This window comes from Promicromonospora sukumoe 327MFSha3.1 (assembly GCF_000385135.1).
In the GTDB taxonomy this organism is placed as follows: Bacteria; Actinomycetota; Actinomycetes; order Actinomycetales; family Cellulomonadaceae; genus Promicromonospora; species Promicromonospora sukumoe_B.
Genome location: NZ_ARQM01000010.1, coordinates 1,725,129 through 1,740,061, shown reverse-complemented (window position 1 = coordinate 1,740,061; position 14,933 = coordinate 1,725,129). Strand labels below are relative to the sequence as shown.

Below are 14,933 nucleotides of genomic sequence, written 5' to 3'. Positions count from 1 at the left end.
CTAGCGGGGCGCCGCCGCCGGGCACCGGGCCGACGTCGCTCCGGCGCCCGAGGCGTGAACCGCGGTCAGACGCCGAGCGTGCGCGCGATCCAGGAGTCGCGGGCCGCCCGCATCGCCTTGGCCAGGACGGTGTGCGGCGCCATGATGTCGAAGCCGTGGAACCCGCCCGGCCACACGTGCAGCTCGGCCTGCACGCCCGCCGCCCACAGCGCGGAGGCGTAGGCGACGTCCTCGTCCCGGAAGACCTCGGCGCTCCCGCAGTCGATGAACGCCGGCGGCAGGCCGGACAGGTCGGTCGCCCGCGCGGGGGCGGCGTAGACGGAGACGTCGTCGGTGCCGCGCCGGTCGCCCAGGAGCGCCGACCAGCCCGTGCGGTTCGAGCCGCGGTCCCAGACGCCGATCCCGTCGATCTGGGCGGTCGAGACGGTCTGGTCGCGGTCGTCGAGCATGGGGTAGATCAGCACCTGGCCCGCGAGCGCCGGGCCGCCCTCGTCCCGCGCGATCAACGCGGTGCCCGCCGCGAGGCCGCCGCCCGCGCTGCCGCCGGCGATGATCAGCCGCTCGGGATCGATTCCCAGCTCCGCGGCGTGCTCGGCGGTCCACACGAGGCCCGCGTAGCAGTCCCGCACGGGGTACGGGTCGGGGAACTCGGGCGCGAGGCGGTACTCCACCGTGACCACGACGGCGTCGAAGTCGTTGATCCAGCCAAGCAGGATGTCGAGTCCGACGAACCGGTCGCCCATGATCATGCCGCCGCCGTGCGTGTAGTAGATGCCAGGGCCGACGCCGGTCCGGTCCTGCCGGCTCAGCACGCTGACCTCGATCTCGTCGCCGTCGTGCCCGGGGATCGTGACGTCGCGGCGCACGACCCCGGCCGCGGTGAGCGCGTCGTCCGCGCCGACGCCGGGCGCGGGAGCGGCCTGGCGCATGAGCGGGATCATCTCGGGCGTGATGCTCATCGGCATCTGGTCGGACAGCAGCGTGAGCACCGCCTCGAGCTCGGGGTCGAAGGGCGGCCTCGGGACGGTCTCGGTCATGCGAACTCCCTCGTTCAGCGGTGTTGTGGCGTGGGCGAGCGCCGCGCCCGGGACCAGTCTCCACGGCATGTCCGACAGGGACATCCGCCGAACGGTGCAGGGTTCCAGGGGTTTGCCCGCCATCCGGCGGGATGCGGGCGACGCCGACCGGTACCGGCCAGGTGCGGCGGCGTCCACGGTTGCCACCTCGTCCGGGGAATCTCTGCGCGGACCTTGACTACGTAGTCAGCCCGTGGTTCGCTCCCTCCCGTTGACTACGTAGTCAGGGCACGGTCGAAGCGCCTTAGCGACCCGGCCCGAGACCGGCAAGGGAGCTGCTCGGATGGGTGCCACACCGCGCGTGTCGATGACCGACGTCGCCCGCCGCGCCGGCGTCTCGCAGAAGACCGTCTCGCGCGTCGTCAACGGCGAGCCGCACGTGGCCGAGGCCATCCGCGCCCGGGTGCAGGCCGTCATCGAGGAGCTGGGCTTCCGCCCGAACGCCGCGGCCCGGGCCCTGGTCACGCGACGGAACCAGCGCATCGGCATGGTCACGATGGGCACCGCGCTCTACGGTCCGACGTCGATCCTGGAGGGGGTCGACGCCGCTCTGCGCGGCACGGGCTACCACCTGAGCGTCGCGCGCACGCAGGGCGGCGGGGTCGCCGACCTCCAGGCCGCGATCGACGAGCTCGTCGCCCAGGACGTCGCGGGCCTCGTGCTCTCCGAGCCGATCGACCTGGGCCACCCCGAGCTGCGGCTGCCTGGCGGGCTGCCGGTGCTCACGTTCGACTCGCCGACGACGGCGGACGCTCCGGCTGGTGCCACCGGTTTCGGCAGCGCGGACTCCGGCTCCGAGGTCGAGGCCAAGTCCGGGACCGAGCCCGAGTCCGAGCCCGAGTCCGAGTTCGGGGCCAGGACCAGGGCCGACACCGTTCGCCCCGGTGAGCTCGTGCTCGGCGCCGACGAGCTCGCCGGCGCACGCGCCGCCACCGCGCACCTGCTGTCGCTCGGGCACCGCAACGTGCACCACGTCGCGGGCACCGCGGGCTGGTCGGCCACCGCCCGCCGGATCGCCGGCTGGCGCAGCGCCCTGAACGACGCCGGCGTCGAGGCACCCGAGGTAGTGCATGGCGACTGGAGCCCCCGGTCCGGGTACGAGGCGACGACGGAGCTGCTGCGCCGCGCCGCCAAGAACCGCGGTGCCAAGAACCGCGCCACCAAGAACCGTGCCACCGACGGCCCGGTCACCGCGATCTTCGCCGCCAACGACCACATGGCGATCGGCGCGATCCGCGCCGTCGAGCAGGCGGGCCTGCGGGTGCCCGAAGACGTCAGCGTCGTCGGCTTCGACGACGCGCCCGAGGCCGAGTTCCTGTCCACTCCCCTGACGACGGTACGCCAGGACTTCACCGAGGTGACCCGGCTGGCCGTGCACCGCCTGGTGCGCGCCATCGAGGGCCGCCCGCCCGCCGAGCGGCACCGGCTGGTCCCGACCCAGCTCGTCGTCCGGGAGAGCACGGCGCCGCCGTCCGGCAAGGCCCCGCCCGACGCCACCGAACCCGACGCCACCGAACCCGCCGTCACCCCACCTGAGAGGTCAGCATGAACCCCCTGCACCACCTGAGCGACGGCGTGCTGTTCGGCGCCGCCTACTACTACGAGTACCACCGCGCCGAGGACCGCCTCGGACGCCGTCTGGAGAAGGACCTGGACCTGATGGTCGAGGCGGGCTTCTCGGTGATCCGCGTCGGCGAGTCGGTCTGGTCCACCTGGGAGCCCGAGAACGGGCGCTTCGACCTGGACTGGCTCCAGCCGGTACTGGACGGCGCGCACGAGCGCGGCATCAAGGTGGTGCTCGGCACGCCGACCTACGCGGTGCCGATGTGGCTCGCGCGCCTGTACCCGGAGATCAACGTGGTGCGCAAGGACGGCCGTGAGATGGGCTGGGGCGCGCGCCAGGAGATCGACTACACCCACCCGGCGTTCCTGTTCCACGCCGAGCGGGTCGTCCGCGCCGTCACCGCGCGGTACGCCGGTCACCCCGCCGTCGTCGGCTTCCAGGTGGACAACGAGCCCGGGAACGAGATCTTCTACAACCGGCAGGTCTTCGAGCGGTTCGTCGACCACCTGTGCGCCACCTACGGCACGGTGGAGCGGATCAACGAGGAGTGGGGCCTGACGTACTGGTCGCACCGGCTGTCCTCCTGGGCGGACCTGTGGACGCCGTCCGGCAACGCGCAGCCGCAGTACGCCCTGGCCTGGCGCCGGTTCCAGGCGCAGCTCACCACGGACTTCATCGGCTGGCAGGCGGACGTCGTGCGCGAGTACGCACGCGAGGACCAGTTCGTCACCACCTGCATCTCCTACGAGCGACCGACCGTGCAGGACGACGCGCTCACGCGCGAGCTCGACGTGACCGCCGGCAACCCGTACTACCGCATGCGGGACCACCTGACGCTGCCCCCGAGCGTGGAGACCGACCAGGCCTGGATGACGACGGGCACGTGGTCGCTGTACGCGACGGCGGACCGCATGTACTCCTCGAAGCAGGCGCCGTTCCTGGTGACGGAGACCAACGCGCAGGCGATCGGCGGCCCCTGGCTGAACGAGCCCGCCTACGACGGCCAGTGGCGGCAGGCCGCCTGGGCGCTGGTGTCCCGCGGCGCCACGATGATCGAGTACTGGCACTGGCACACGCTGCCGTACGGCACCGAGACCTACTGGGGCGGCATCCTGCCGCACTCGCTGGAGCCGGGCCGGACCTACCGGCAGATCGCGCAGCTCGGCGCCGAGCTGCGCGCGGCCGGTCCGGCGGTGGCCAACCTGACCCCGGACGCCGACGTCACCCTGGTCTGGTCCAACCCGAGCAAGTGGTCCCTGGCGGAGTTCCCGCAGCTCGGCGGTGGCGCGGGACCGGACCCGCGCGGCTGGCACCGGGTCTTCGACTCCTTCTACCGCGGGGCGTTCGACGCCGGCCTGCAGGCACGGCTCGTGCACGACGCCCAGCTCACCGAGGGCGGCCCGGAGGACGCCGCGCGCGAGCAGCCGGTGCTGGTCGCGGCGGGCGTCACCATCGCCGACGACGCCTGGCTGCAGTGGCTGGAGCGGTACGCGGCGGCCGGCGGGCACCTCGTGCTCGGCATCCGCACCGGCTACGAGGACGAGGAGGCGCGGGCCCGGGCGGAGCGCAAGCCCGCCCACCTGAGCGCAGCGGCCGGCGTGTTCTACGACGAGTTCGCCAGCATCGACGCGCCGCTGCCCGTGCACGGGACGGACGGGTTCGACGTCCCCGCCGAGGCGCTGGCCGACGCCCATGCCACGAGCTGGGTGGACGGCCTGCAGGTGCTCGACGCCGACCCGCTGGTCGAGTACGAGCACCCGCACTTCGGCCGCTGGCCCGCCGTGACCACGCGCGCGCACGGCGCCGGACGGGTCACCACGGTCGGGACCGTCCCCGACCCGGCGCTGGCCCGGGCGGTGCTGGACTGGGCGGCGCGGCACAGCGGGGCGGCGGTCGGGGCACCTGTCTCGTCGGCGGTCGGGGCGGCGACGGTTGCGACAGAGGGCGCGAGCCAGGCGGGCCCGACGACGGCGGGCCCGACGACGGCGGGCGCCGCGACGTCGGGTGCCGGACCGCTGTGGCGGCCGCAGGCGCCGTCGCAGACCGTGACCGGGGCGCGGAACCCGGCCGGCGGGCGGGTGCGGTTCGTGCACTCGTGGTCCTGGGAGCCGAGCACGTTCGTGCTGCCGGGGGCGGTCCGCGACCTGATCAGCGGTGAGGAGCTGGCCGCGGGCGCCGAGCTGGGCCTCGGCGCGTGGGACGTGCGGGTGCTGCTGGAGGTCTGACTCCGGCGTCCGGCCTGCCGAGGGACTGCGCCCGGCGGGCCGGACGGGCCTGTTCTCGGTCTGGTCGCGACTTCGTGGTCCGGGCGCGGCCGGACAGGCCTGAGCCAGGACGGGCCCGCTCCTTCACGAGCCGCCCGGCAGGTCAGTCCTGGTCCAGGAGCTCCTCCGGGCCGACCTCGATGACCCGGCGCCAGCTCCCGCCCGGTCCACCGTCCGTCCCGCGCCCACCGCCCGTGCCGTGCCCGGCGACCTGGTGCGTACCAGGGTGACCCACGCCGTCGCCGTCCCTGCTGCCCGGCTCGCGGTCGGTGTTCGCCAGGTCGTCGAGGAATCGCGCCACGATCTCCCGCTCCTTCGGCGTCAGGCGCGCGGCGGCGTCGAACCGGCGGGCGTGGCTGCGCCCCACGGACTCGCGGGCCGCCCGCCGGGTCTCGTCCGTCACCTCGATCGCGAGGCTGCGCCGGTCCGACGGGTGCGGGAACCGGAGCACGTGCCCGCCCGCGGTGAGCCGGTCGATGAGCTTGGTGGTCGACGCCGTCGTGATGCGGAGGTGCTCCGCGATGGCGCCCGGGGTCACGATGCGACCGTGGTTCTGCATGGCGATGATGTAGCGCAGGGCCCGCATGTCGGTGTCGCCGAGCTTCATGTACCGACGCGACGCCTCGCTCATGCGGCGCTCGGTCTCGCGCCATCCGCGCAGGGCCTCGAGGACGCGGACGACCTGGTCCACGTCCTGCTCGTCCATGCCGGCTCTGCGCACGATCTCCTCGTCGGGGTCCATGACGCGCGGGTCCAGCATCGACGGCTCGGGCTCGATGTCCGGCTCGGTTTCAGGCTCCACGCTCGGATTTTACCCCCGCACATAATGCGTCATACACTTGAATATAGCCTGGCTAGCTAAATTCTCGCTAGCTCCGGCACCCATTGCTCGACCCCTGATGCATCCAGCCGCCGGCAGCAGTGCCGGTGACCGTGCCGGTGACCGTGCTGGCAACCGTATCGATATGAAGGAGCCGACGACGCCCATGAGGCTCTGGTCGCTCGATCCCGCGCTGCTCGACCGTCAGGGGCTCGCCGCCTGCTGGCGCGAGGCGCTCCTGGCGCAGGCCGTACTGCTCGGCCGCACCGCGGGATACACCGCACACCCCCAGCTCGAGCGTTTCCGGGCGCACCCCGACCCGACCGCCGCCATCTCCGCCTACCTCCACGGCGTGCGGGACGAGGCGACGCGCCGCGGGTACCGGTTCGACGCCGAGCGCATCTCGCGACCGCTCGACCCGAGCACCCGTGACGCCCGGATCGTGGTGACCTCCGGGCAGCTCGACCTCGAGTGGCAGCACCTGCTGCGCAAGCTCGCCGTCCGCTCCCCCGCGCACCGGGCCAAGATCACCTCCGTGGACATCTCGGCCGGCTCGCCCGCCGCCCACCCGCTGTTCGCCGTCGTACCCGGCGGCGTCGCGAGCTGGGAGCGGGTCCGCTCGTGAGCGGCACCCGTCCCACCGCGCCGACTACTGACTCCTCCCCATCCCCATCTCCATCCCCCTCTCAGACAGGCTCCTCGAAGATGACCTCCCGCGTTCCACGCTGGCTACGGGTGATGCTGCCCGCCGTGCTGATCCTCGTCTGGCTGGTGGGTGCCTCGGTCGGCGGCCCGTTCTTCGGCCGCATCGACGAGGTCTCCTCCAACGACCGCACCGCCTACCTCCCCGAGACCGCCGAGGCCACGGAGGTACAGGAGCGCCTGTCCGGCTTCACGGAGGGCGACGCGATCCCGGCCCTGGTCATTTTCGTCTCGCCGGACGAGCTGTCCGACGACGACCTCACCGCCATCGGCGACTCGCTGACCGCCGTCGCCGACCTGGACGTGGTCGACGGCGACGTCTCGCCCGCCATCCCGTCCGACGACGGCGTGGCCGCGCAGGCGTTCGTGCCCTTGTCCGGTGACGCCGACGTCGGCGAGGCGACCGCCGAGCTGCGCGAGGTCCTCGCCGAGGACCTGCCCGACGGCGTCGACCTGTACGTCACGGGCCCCGCGGGCTTCTCCAGCGACCTGGTCGCGGCGTTCGCCGGGATCGACGGCCTGCTGCTCGGCGTGGCCCTGGCCGCGGTGCTGGTGATCCTGATCATCGTCTACCGGTCGCTGCTGCTGCCGCTCGCCGTGCTCGCCACCAGCATGTTCGCGCTGTGCGTCGCGCTGCTGACGGTCTGGCACCTGGCGAACTCGGGGGTCCTGCTGCTCAGCGGGCAGACCCAGGGCATCCTGTTCATCCTCGTGATCGGCGCGGCGACCGACTACGCGCTGCTGTACGTGGCGCGGTTCCGCGAGGAGCTGCTGCACACCCCCGACAAGTGGACGGCGACCCTGCGCGCGCTGCGCGGCTCGGTCGAGCCGATCCTGGCGTCGGGCGGCACCGTCATCGCCGGCCTGCTCTGCCTGCTGTTCAGCGAGCTGCGGTCCAACAGCACGCTCGGCCCGGTCGCCGCCGTCGGCATCGCCTTCTCGATGCTCGCCGCGCTCACCCTGCTCCCGGCCCTGCTGCTGGCGTTTGGCCGGGCGGCGTTCTGGCCGCGGCGTCCCGTCTACGACCCCGCCGCGGCGGAGTCCGGCGCGCTGGAGACCGGCCTGTGGGGGCGCGTCTCGCGCGCCATCCGTGCCAGGCCGCGCACCATCTGGATCACCACGGCGGCGGTGCTCGCGCTCGGCTGCGTGGGCATCACGCAGCTCCAGGCGTCCGGCGTGCCGCAGTCGGAGCTCGTCCTCGGTTCCTCCGAGGCGCGCGACGGGCAGGAGCGGCTCGCCGAGCACTTCCCGGCCGGTTCGGGCAGCCCCGTCTACGTGATCGCACCGCAGGACGACCTGCAGCGCGCCGCCGACGTCCTGCTGGCGGACGACGGGATCGAGGGCGTGGCGGTCACCGCCGACACCCCGAGCAACACCGCCACCGTGACCGAGGACGGCGTCCAGCCGTTCGGCCCGCCCGGGTCCCCGGCCCCCGAACCCGTGGTGTCCGACGGCGCCGTCCTGCTCCAGGGCACGCTCGGCGACGCCGCGGACTCGCTGGCCGCCGAGGAGACCGTGCGCGACCTGCGCGCGGCCTACGCCGACGAGCTGCCCGCCGCCCTGGTCGGCGGTGAGTCCGCCACCGACCTGGACACGAACGACGCCTCGATCCGCGACCGCACGGTCATCGTGCCGATCGTGCTGCTGGTGATCCTCGTGATCCTGATGCTGCTGCTGCGGGCCGTGCTCGCGCCGGTGCTGCTCATCCTGACCACGGTGCTGTCGTTCGGCACCGCGATGGGCGTCTCGGCGCTGGTGTTCAACGACGTGCTCGGGTTCCCGGGGGCCGACCCGGCAGTGCCGCTGTTCGGCTTCGTCTTCCTGGTCGCGCTCGGGATCGACTACAACATCTTCCTGATGACGCGGGTCCGCGAGGAGTCGCTGGTGCACGGCACCCGGGAGGGCGTGCTGCGTGGGCTGCGGCTGACGGGCGGCATCATCACGTCGGCCGGCCTGGTGCTCGCCGCGACGTTCACGGCGCTGGCCGTGATCCCGGTGCTGTTCCTGGTCCAGCTCGCCTTCATCGTGGCGTTCGGCGTGCTGCTCGACACGTTCCTCGTGCGGTCCCTGCTGGTGCCGGCGCTGACGTACGACATCGGCCGGGCGGTCTGGTGGCCGTCCAAGCTGGGGCGCGGGCGGCAGTAGGTGGTGGGTCTTGGGTAGTAGGTAGTAGGTAGCGCTGGGGCAGCTTGCTCTGGTGCAAGGGTCTCGGGCCCGTCGGTGGGTGTTCCGCCGGCGGGCCCGAGTCTTTGGTGTGGGGTGGCTGGCTTCGAGTCGGCTGGTTCTGGCCGGCCGGTTCTGGCCGGCGGGTCAGTCGGTCGTGAGGCCGGTGATCACGCGCGCCAGGCCGTCGCGGAACCAGGTGTCGGCGTCGGCGTCGAATGTCTGCGGGAAGCCCTTGCCGACTGGGCCGGGATCCGGGCCGCGATCCGGGCTGGGGTCTGAGCCAGGGAGCCACGGGTGCCGCCGTCGCAGGCCGGCGCGGTCGAGGCGCCGGGCCTCCGCCGTCCACCAGGTCCGGTAGTCCGTCCCGGACCGTGTCGACTCGTCGTGCTCGGCCAGCAGCAGGAGGGCCATGCCCTGGACGTAGCCGCTGAGCGCGAGGTATCTCCCGAGGGCGGACGGCGGGTCGGCACCCAGCGCCATGAATGCCTCCGTGCACGCGCGGGCGGCGTCGAGCACGGCGGGGACCAGGGGCGGTCGGCTGCTCGCCAGGACGACGACCAGCCAGGGATGCGCCTGGTAGGCGGCCCACTCGGCCTCGGCGAGCCGGGTGAGCCTCCGGGCGGGTGTGTCGGGCTGCGGCGGGGTCGGCACCTGCGGCTGCGGCTGAGTCGGCGGTCGCGGCTGCGGCTGCGGCTGAGTCGGCGGTCGCGACTGCGGCTGCGACTGCGGCTGCGCACGAACTCGTGCCGCCGCAGGGCGTCCGGACGTGAGAATCCGCTGGACCATCGCCGCCACGAGGCGGTCCCGGCTGCCGAACCTCCTGCGCGTCTCCGCCAGCGGGATCCCCACACGGTGCGCGACGGAGCGGAGCGTCACGGCGCCGACGCCGCCGACGTCGGCCAGGGCGATGGCGGCCTGGACCAGGTCGTGATCGTCCGCCTGTCCGGGTGCCGCGGCCGCATCGGGAATGGCGTCGTCCCGTCGGGCAAGGTCCGTGAGGCGGCCGCCGTCGCGACGGCGTCGGTAGGCCCGCGACTGGCAGGACCGCGAGCAGTATCGGCGCGGCCGCCCCGTGCCCGCTCCGGAGCCGAGGTCCCGCCCGCACTCGGCGCAGGCCATGTCGGGCCCCTTTCGTCGCACGAGATCGTGAGACGAAACTACTGGGCCCGCCGGCTGCCGCGCACGAGCCTGGGGGCATGCCCCGAGACCGACGAACCGAACCGCGAGCGCAAGGCGCCCCGGCCTCCGGTGTTCGAACGCCCGGTATGACAGTGCGCCCGGCCGCGCCGACGGAGTTCGACGTCGTACTGCCCGTGTGCGTCGAGGCGTTCGCCGACGAGGCGATGTCCGCCTGGGTCGAACCTGCGCCCGAACGGCGGCTGGAACGCACCCGGGAGCTCTTCGCGACGTCGCTCCGGTCCGCCGTCGACTCAGGTCACCTGCTCGTGGCATGGACCGACGCCGGAGAACCCGTCGCGGCGTCGATCTGGATGGTGCTCGACGGGGCGCCGACGGCTGAGGAACTCGACGCGACCGAGGGTTTCGGGGCTGCAGAGGGTTCCCGGCCGGTGGAGGGCCTGGGGGCAGCCGTGGGTTCTGGAGCAGCCAACGGCGCCGGGGCAGCCGATGTGCATGACGCGCCCGAGGCCGACGCGGGCCGCACGCCTGCGGTCGACGGCGCGTCGACGTCGGGCACGGACTCCGTCTTGGCGGCGCCGGCCACGCGCCGGCTCGCGGCGGTGCTGACAGCGACGTCCGCCCGGCACCCGGACGTCCCGCACGTCTACCTGTCGGCGATGGCCACGCTCCCCCGCAGGCGTGGGCTGGGCGCGGGCTCGGCGATGCTCCGCCAGGGAATCGCCATGGCCCGCGGCCGCGGGCTTCCGGTCTATCTGGAGGCATCCACGCGCCGGAACCAGAGGCTCTACGCGCGCCATGGTTTCCGGGCGCACGGCGCGCCGCTCCCCCTGCCCGACGACGGCCCCACCCTCCAGCCGATGTGGCTCGAAAGAGTTATCCACAGATCTTGAACTGCCCCAAACGCGCGGACGGTTGTTCTATACGATGAAGGCAACGTCGGAGCGAGGCGACCAGCAGCGCAAGAGAGGTGGTGGAGAGCATGGTCGGAGAGCAGGGCAGTGGCACCGCACGCCCCGTGGAGAACGTCCTGGCCGACCTCGACAAGCTGCTGGACGAGCTCACCCGCTCCCTTGCTCAGGACACCGGCGCGTTGGCGGCGGGGATCCTGCCGACGAGCCCCACGACGACGGAGCCCGTGACGACGAGGTCCACGACGACGGAACCCGTTTCGACGGCACGCCTCGTGGCTGCCTCCGCCCGCCTCCGGGTGGCCGGCACCCGGCTCGACGCCGTGCGCTGGTCGATCCTGCCGCGCATCGAGAACGCCGGGCTCTGGGCCCAGACCGGAGCCCGGTCGTTCGCCGTATGGCTGGCCCGCACAGAGGACACCCGGACCCAGACCGCCCGCCGCGACGTCCGCACCGCGAAGGCACTGCGCGACCACCTGCCCGCCACCCTGCTCGCCGCGCTGTCCGGCCGGGTGGGCGCCGACAAGGTCCGCGCCCTGGTCGACCTCGCGACCACCAGCGCGACGCGCACCGAAGCTCTGGCCGCACCGGCGATCGACCTTGCCACCATAGAGCCGGTCACTGACGGCCCGACCAGCGACCCGACCAACGCGCCGACGGCGGGCGATACGTCCGAGGAGGACACGACCAGCGACGACGGGGGCAGCGACGACGGGGACTCGGGACCGGCGCCCACGAACCCTGCGCATACGAACTCTGCACATACGAACCCTGCACCCACCGACCCGGCTTCCACGAACCTGGCGCCCGGCAGTCCTGTCGTCGATGACCCGCCGAGGGCCGCACTCGCGCCAGCCGTTCCGACCTGGGAGGAGCAGCTGCTCGTCTGGTCGAACGAGAACGGGCCGGACCGGTTCCGCGGCCTGGTGCGCTACTTCGCCCGGCACGCCGACCCCGATGCCGACGAGCGCGGCTTCACCAAGGCTGGTCAGCGCGAGTACCTCGACGTGGCACCAACGCTGGGCGGCTACCACCTGAGCGGGTTCCTCACCGAGGAGCACGGCCAGACGCTGACCACCGCGATCGGCTCGGTCATGGGCGCACCCGCGGCCGACGACGACCGCACACCGGGCCAGCGCCGCGCCCAGGCCCTCGCAGACCTGAGCCGCGTCGTGCTCGACAACGGCCACACCGGTACGGGAGCCGCCGTCCGGCCCCATCTCAGCGTGACGGTCTCCTGGACCGAGCTGCAGACTCTCGCCGCCAAGAACGCCGTCCGGTTCGCGCCCCGGCAAACCACCGATGACCACCCCGCCGAAACAAGTACTGCCACGCCGAATGGCATCCGGTCGAACGGACCGGGGCCGAACAACGGCGGGCCGAACGGTTCGAACGATCGCGGCCCGAACGACCCCGGTTCAAACGACCCCGGTTCGAACGGTCCCGGTTCAAACGGTCCCGGTTCGAACGGCACCAGGGCCAAGTCCCTCGCGCCGAGCCGAATCAGGACGGGCAATGTCGGTTCGAGCACGCCGGCGGGCGTCTCCGACATCAAGCGGCCGGCGGTCTTCACCGAGACCAGCAGCCCGGTACCGGCATCGCTCCTCCGGCGCCTCGCCTGCGACAGCGAGGTGACCCGCATCGTGTTCGGACCGGACTCGCAGATCTTGGACGTGGGCCGGGCCAAGCGCACGGTCACGGGCCAGCTTCGCCGAGCCGTCATCGCGCGGGACAAGCACTGCGTCTACGACCAGTGCGACCAGCCGCCGACACGGTGCGAGGTCCACCACGCGTTACGGCACTGGGCGCACGGCGGCGAGACCTCCACGACCAATGCCGCCCTGCTCTGCTATCACCACCACGACCTGGTCGACAAGCAGAACATCGCCATGCACTACGACAACGGCTGGCACTTCACTCACCCCAACGGGCACGTCACGCGCCCGACCCGGTCGGCCGGCACATGACCGACCGCACCGGGCTGGGCAGCACAGGGCCAGACCAGGGCCAGACCAGGGCCGATCAGTCTCCCGACGGCCCGAAGCGTTCCGTCCGGACCCTCGCCGGGTCGTGTCCCTGGGCCACGAGCATGCGCGCGATCGCTTCGACGAAGCCCGTCGGGCCGCAGATGTACACCCGCGGTTCGAGCTCGGGCGGCCAGCCCCAGGTCGCCAGCTCGGAGGAGGTGAGCCGACGCGGACCGCGCAGCGCCGTCAGCGAGACCGCGCGCGTGTAGACCGTGCTGACCTCGAAACCGTCCCCGCGGGCGGCGAGCGCGTCCAGCTCGTCGGTGTAGAGGCGGTCCTCCGGGGTGCGGACCGAGTAGATCAGCCGGAACGGGGTGCGGTCGCCCGCCGCTCGACGGGCGCGGACCATCGACATCACCGGGACCAGTCCCGAGCCGCCCGCCAGAAGCAGGACGGGCATGCCGGCGTCCCGCACCGGATCCCAGACGAACCATCCGCCGATGGGACCGCGCACCTCGATCGCGGCCCCGGGCGGGAAATCGTCGACGAGGTAGGGCGAGACCTCGCCGTCGTGCACGCGCTGGACGGTGACCTCCACGCCGCCCCCGCTGCCCGACGGCGTCGGTGCGCTCGCCAGCGAGTAGGACCGTTCGGCGGTGTAGCCGTCCGGCGCGGTGAGCCGCAGGTCGAGGTGCTGTCCGGCCTGGTGGCCGGGCCAGTCGGGGATGTCGAGCACAAGCGTCTCGGCGGATGCGCTCTCGGTGCGCCGCTCCAGGAGCGTCGCGACCTGCCAGCCGGAGGGGACGGCGTAGCGCGCGCCGAGCCGTGCGCTTCCGGCCGTGGTCTCCGCTGGCTCTGTTCTCGCAGCCTCTGTTCTCGCAGCCTCAGTCACCCTGGTACCTCTGCTCACGCCACGGGTCGCCGAGGTCGTGGTAGCCGAGCTTCTCCCAGAAGCCGGGCCGGTCGGTCGGCATGAGCGTGAGCGAACGCACCCACTTGGCCGACTTCCAGAAGTACAGGTGCGGCACGAGCAGCCGCGCCGGGCCGCCGTGCTCAGGGTGCAGCGGCTTTCCGTCGAAGGTGTGCGCGATCCAGGCCTTACCGCCCAGCAGCTCGGCGACGGGGAGGTTGGTCGTGTAGCCGCCGTAGGAGCCCACCATCGCGAAGTCCGCCGTGGACTCGACGTCCGCGAGGAGCACGTCGAGGGAGACACCGCGCCACTGCGTGCCGAACTTGGACCAGCGCGTGACGCAGTGGATGTCGACCGTCGGCCGGTCCTGGGGCAGCGCCATCAGGTCCGACCACGTCCAGGTCTTCGTGGCGCCGGACTCGGCGGTGACGGTGAAGCTCCAGGTCGAGGCGTCGACGTTGGGCGTGGGGCCGGCCGAGAGGACCGGGAATCCCGTCTCCGCGTATTGCCCGGGAGGAAGTGTGACGCCCTCGGGACGGGCCCTGCCGCGGAAGCCTGGGGTGAATGTTGCGCCGAGGCCGTGGTCGAGTCCGACGGGGTCGGGGCCGCCCGCTGCGGGCGGGGTCGTGCTGGTCATGCCTCAAGGTAGTGCGACGACGGCGCCGCCGTCATCCGCCGGGAGCATCCGCCGCGAGCACGACCGGGGTGAGAAAGGACGGAGCGCCCCGTCAGGTCGGGTCTTCCTCGTTCAGCGCCTCCTGCGCGATCTTGAACGCGCGGTTCGCGCTGGGCACCGAGCAGTAGATCGCGGTCTGGAGCAGCACCTCCTTGATCTCGTCGGCGGTCAGCCCGTTACGGACGGCGGCACGGACGTGCATCGCGAGCTCGTCCCAGTGGCCACCGGCCACGAGTGCGGTGAGCGTGATCATGGAGCGACTGCGCCGGTCCAGGCCCGGACGGGTCCAGATCTCGCCCCAGGCGTATCGCGTGATGAGATCCTGGAAGTCGGCGGTGAACGCCGTCGTGCTGGCCATCGCGCGGTCCACGTGCGCGTCCCCGAGCACCTGGCGTCGGACGGCGAAACCGTCGTGGCGCCGGTCGTCCTCGGCTCGTTCGGGTCGCAGGTTGAAGCCGGCGAGCGGGTCGGCTTCCGCACGACGGCGGGGCGGGGTCCCCGAGGCTGATGCCGCGCCGGGCATCCCGCCAGCTCCACTCGAACCTCGACCCGAACCCGCGCCGGACCCGCGGCCAGAGGCCGAGGCACCGGAGCCCGAGCTGGAGCCGGAGCCGGAGGCCGAGGCACCGGAGCCCGAGCTGGAGCCGGAGCCGGAGCCGGAGCCGGAGCCGGAGCCAGGATTCGAGTCTGGCCCGGCGCTGGGACCGGTCCCGCTCGAGGGCGAGCCTGACCGCGCCCTT

The 14,933-nt window shown here is 72.9% G+C and carries 12 protein-coding genes; 6 read left to right on the top strand and 6 right to left on the bottom strand.

Annotation, left to right across the window (positions count from 1 at the left end):
* Positions 1-65: 65 nt before the first annotated feature.
* Complete coding sequence (locus H291_RS0111520; RefSeq protein ID WP_020015148.1) at positions 66-1,037, bottom strand: alpha/beta hydrolase; 972 nt, start codon at positions 1,035-1,037, stop codon at positions 66-68.
* Positions 1,038-1,359: 322 nt separating this feature from the next.
* On the opposite strand from H291_RS0111520, the gene H291_RS29640 reads away from it, so the two are divergent.
* The gene (locus H291_RS29640) at positions 1,360-2,625 is read left to right on the top strand and encodes a LacI family DNA-binding transcriptional regulator (RefSeq protein ID WP_020015147.1); all 1,266 of its coding nucleotides are present in this window, start codon (positions 1,360-1,362) and stop codon (positions 2,623-2,625) included.
* A complete protein-coding gene (locus tag H291_RS0111510) occupies positions 2,622-4,865 on the top strand; it encodes a beta-galactosidase (RefSeq protein WP_020015146.1) in 2,244 nt (747 codons plus the stop codon). The genes H291_RS29640 and H291_RS0111510 overlap by 4 nt, the downstream gene beginning before the upstream one ends.
* A gap of 142 nt (positions 4,866-5,007) precedes the next feature.
* On the opposite strand, the gene H291_RS0111505 is transcribed toward H291_RS0111510, so the two are convergent.
* The gene (locus H291_RS0111505; RefSeq protein ID WP_020015145.1) at positions 5,008-5,706 is read right to left on the bottom strand and encodes a MarR family winged helix-turn-helix transcriptional regulator; all 699 of its coding nucleotides are present in this window, start codon (positions 5,704-5,706) and stop codon (positions 5,008-5,010) included.
* A 184-nt stretch (positions 5,707-5,890) separates the two neighbouring features.
* Between H291_RS0111505 and H291_RS0111500 the strand changes: the two genes are divergently transcribed.
* Together H291_RS0111500 and H291_RS0111495 are read left to right on the top strand one after the other, a co-directional pair.
* Positions 5,891-6,349 (top strand): pyrimidine dimer DNA glycosylase/endonuclease V, encoded by a 459-nt coding sequence (locus H291_RS0111500; protein ID WP_026365648.1) that lies wholly within the window; start codon positions 5,891-5,893, stop codon positions 6,347-6,349.
* Between the two features lie 80 nt (positions 6,350-6,429).
* Complete coding sequence (locus H291_RS0111495) at positions 6,430-8,571, top strand: MMPL family transporter (protein WP_051109410.1); 2,142 nt, start codon at positions 6,430-6,432, stop codon at positions 8,569-8,571.
* Positions 8,572-8,736: 165 nt separating this feature from the next.
* On the opposite strand, the gene H291_RS0111490 is transcribed toward H291_RS0111495, so the two are convergent.
* The gene (locus H291_RS0111490) at positions 8,737-9,711 is read right to left on the bottom strand and encodes a hypothetical protein (protein ID WP_020015142.1); all 975 of its coding nucleotides are present in this window, start codon (positions 9,709-9,711) and stop codon (positions 8,737-8,739) included.
* Between the two features lie 146 nt (positions 9,712-9,857).
* Between H291_RS0111490 and H291_RS32460 the strand changes: the two genes are divergently transcribed.
* Together H291_RS32460 and H291_RS32455 are read left to right on the top strand one after the other, a co-directional pair.
* On the top strand, positions 9,858-10,622 hold the full coding sequence (locus H291_RS32460) for a GNAT family N-acetyltransferase (RefSeq protein ID WP_020015141.1): 765 nt from the start codon (positions 9,858-9,860) through the stop codon (positions 10,620-10,622).
* 89 nt (positions 10,623-10,711) lie between these two features.
* Complete coding sequence (locus tag H291_RS32455) at positions 10,712-12,607, top strand: HNH endonuclease signature motif containing protein (protein ID WP_157236819.1); 1,896 nt, start codon at positions 10,712-10,714, stop codon at positions 12,605-12,607.
* A gap of 55 nt (positions 12,608-12,662) precedes the next feature.
* On the opposite strand, the gene H291_RS29630 is transcribed toward H291_RS32455, so the two are convergent.
* From H291_RS29630 to pcaC, 3 genes are all read right to left on the bottom strand, one after another.
* Positions 12,663-13,499: a ferredoxin reductase gene (locus H291_RS29630; protein WP_198012453.1), complete on the bottom strand. Its 837-nt coding sequence runs from the start codon at positions 13,497-13,499 to the stop codon at positions 12,663-12,665.
* Complete coding sequence (locus H291_RS0111460; RefSeq protein WP_020015138.1) at positions 13,492-14,154, bottom strand: sulfite oxidase-like oxidoreductase; 663 nt, start codon at positions 14,152-14,154, stop codon at positions 13,492-13,494. Before H291_RS0111460 ends, H291_RS29630 begins: the two co-directional genes overlap by 8 nt.
* A gap of 91 nt (positions 14,155-14,245) precedes the next feature.
* Positions 14,246-14,716, bottom strand: coding sequence for a 4-carboxymuconolactone decarboxylase (gene pcaC / locus H291_RS0111455; protein WP_020015137.1), 471 nt, complete (start codon positions 14,714-14,716; stop codon positions 14,246-14,248).
* Positions 14,717-14,933 lie beyond the last annotated feature (217 nt).

Bases quoted from the DNA above. Each gene is read 5' to 3' on its own strand.
- H291_RS0111495 (WP_051109410.1), top strand. From the start codon at position 6,430: ATGACCTCCCGCGTTCCACGCTGGCTACGGGTGATGCTGCCCGCCGTG.
- H291_RS0111460 (WP_020015138.1), bottom strand. From the start codon at position 14,154: ATGACCAGCACGACCCCGCCCGCAGCGGGCGGCCCCGACCCCGTCGGA.
- H291_RS32460 (WP_020015141.1), top strand. From the start codon at position 9,858: ATGACAGTGCGCCCGGCCGCGCCGACGGAGTTCGACGTCGTACTGCCC.
- H291_RS0111490 (WP_020015142.1), bottom strand. From the start codon at position 9,711: ATGGCCTGCGCCGAGTGCGGGCGGGACCTCGGCTCCGGAGCGGGCACG.
- pcaC (WP_020015137.1), bottom strand. From the start codon at position 14,716: ATGCCCGGCGCGGCATCAGCCTCGGGGACCCCGCCCCGCCGTCGTGCG.
- H291_RS0111510 (WP_020015146.1), top strand. From the start codon at position 2,622: ATGAACCCCCTGCACCACCTGAGCGACGGCGTGCTGTTCGGCGCCGCC.
- H291_RS0111500 (WP_026365648.1), top strand. From the start codon at position 5,891: ATGAGGCTCTGGTCGCTCGATCCCGCGCTGCTCGACCGTCAGGGGCTC.
- H291_RS29640 (WP_020015147.1), top strand. From the start codon at position 1,360: ATGGGTGCCACACCGCGCGTGTCGATGACCGACGTCGCCCGCCGCGCC.
- H291_RS0111520 (WP_020015148.1), bottom strand. From the start codon at position 1,037: ATGACCGAGACCGTCCCGAGGCCGCCCTTCGACCCCGAGCTCGAGGCG.
- H291_RS32455 (WP_157236819.1), top strand. From the start codon at position 10,712: ATGGTCGGAGAGCAGGGCAGTGGCACCGCACGCCCCGTGGAGAACGTC.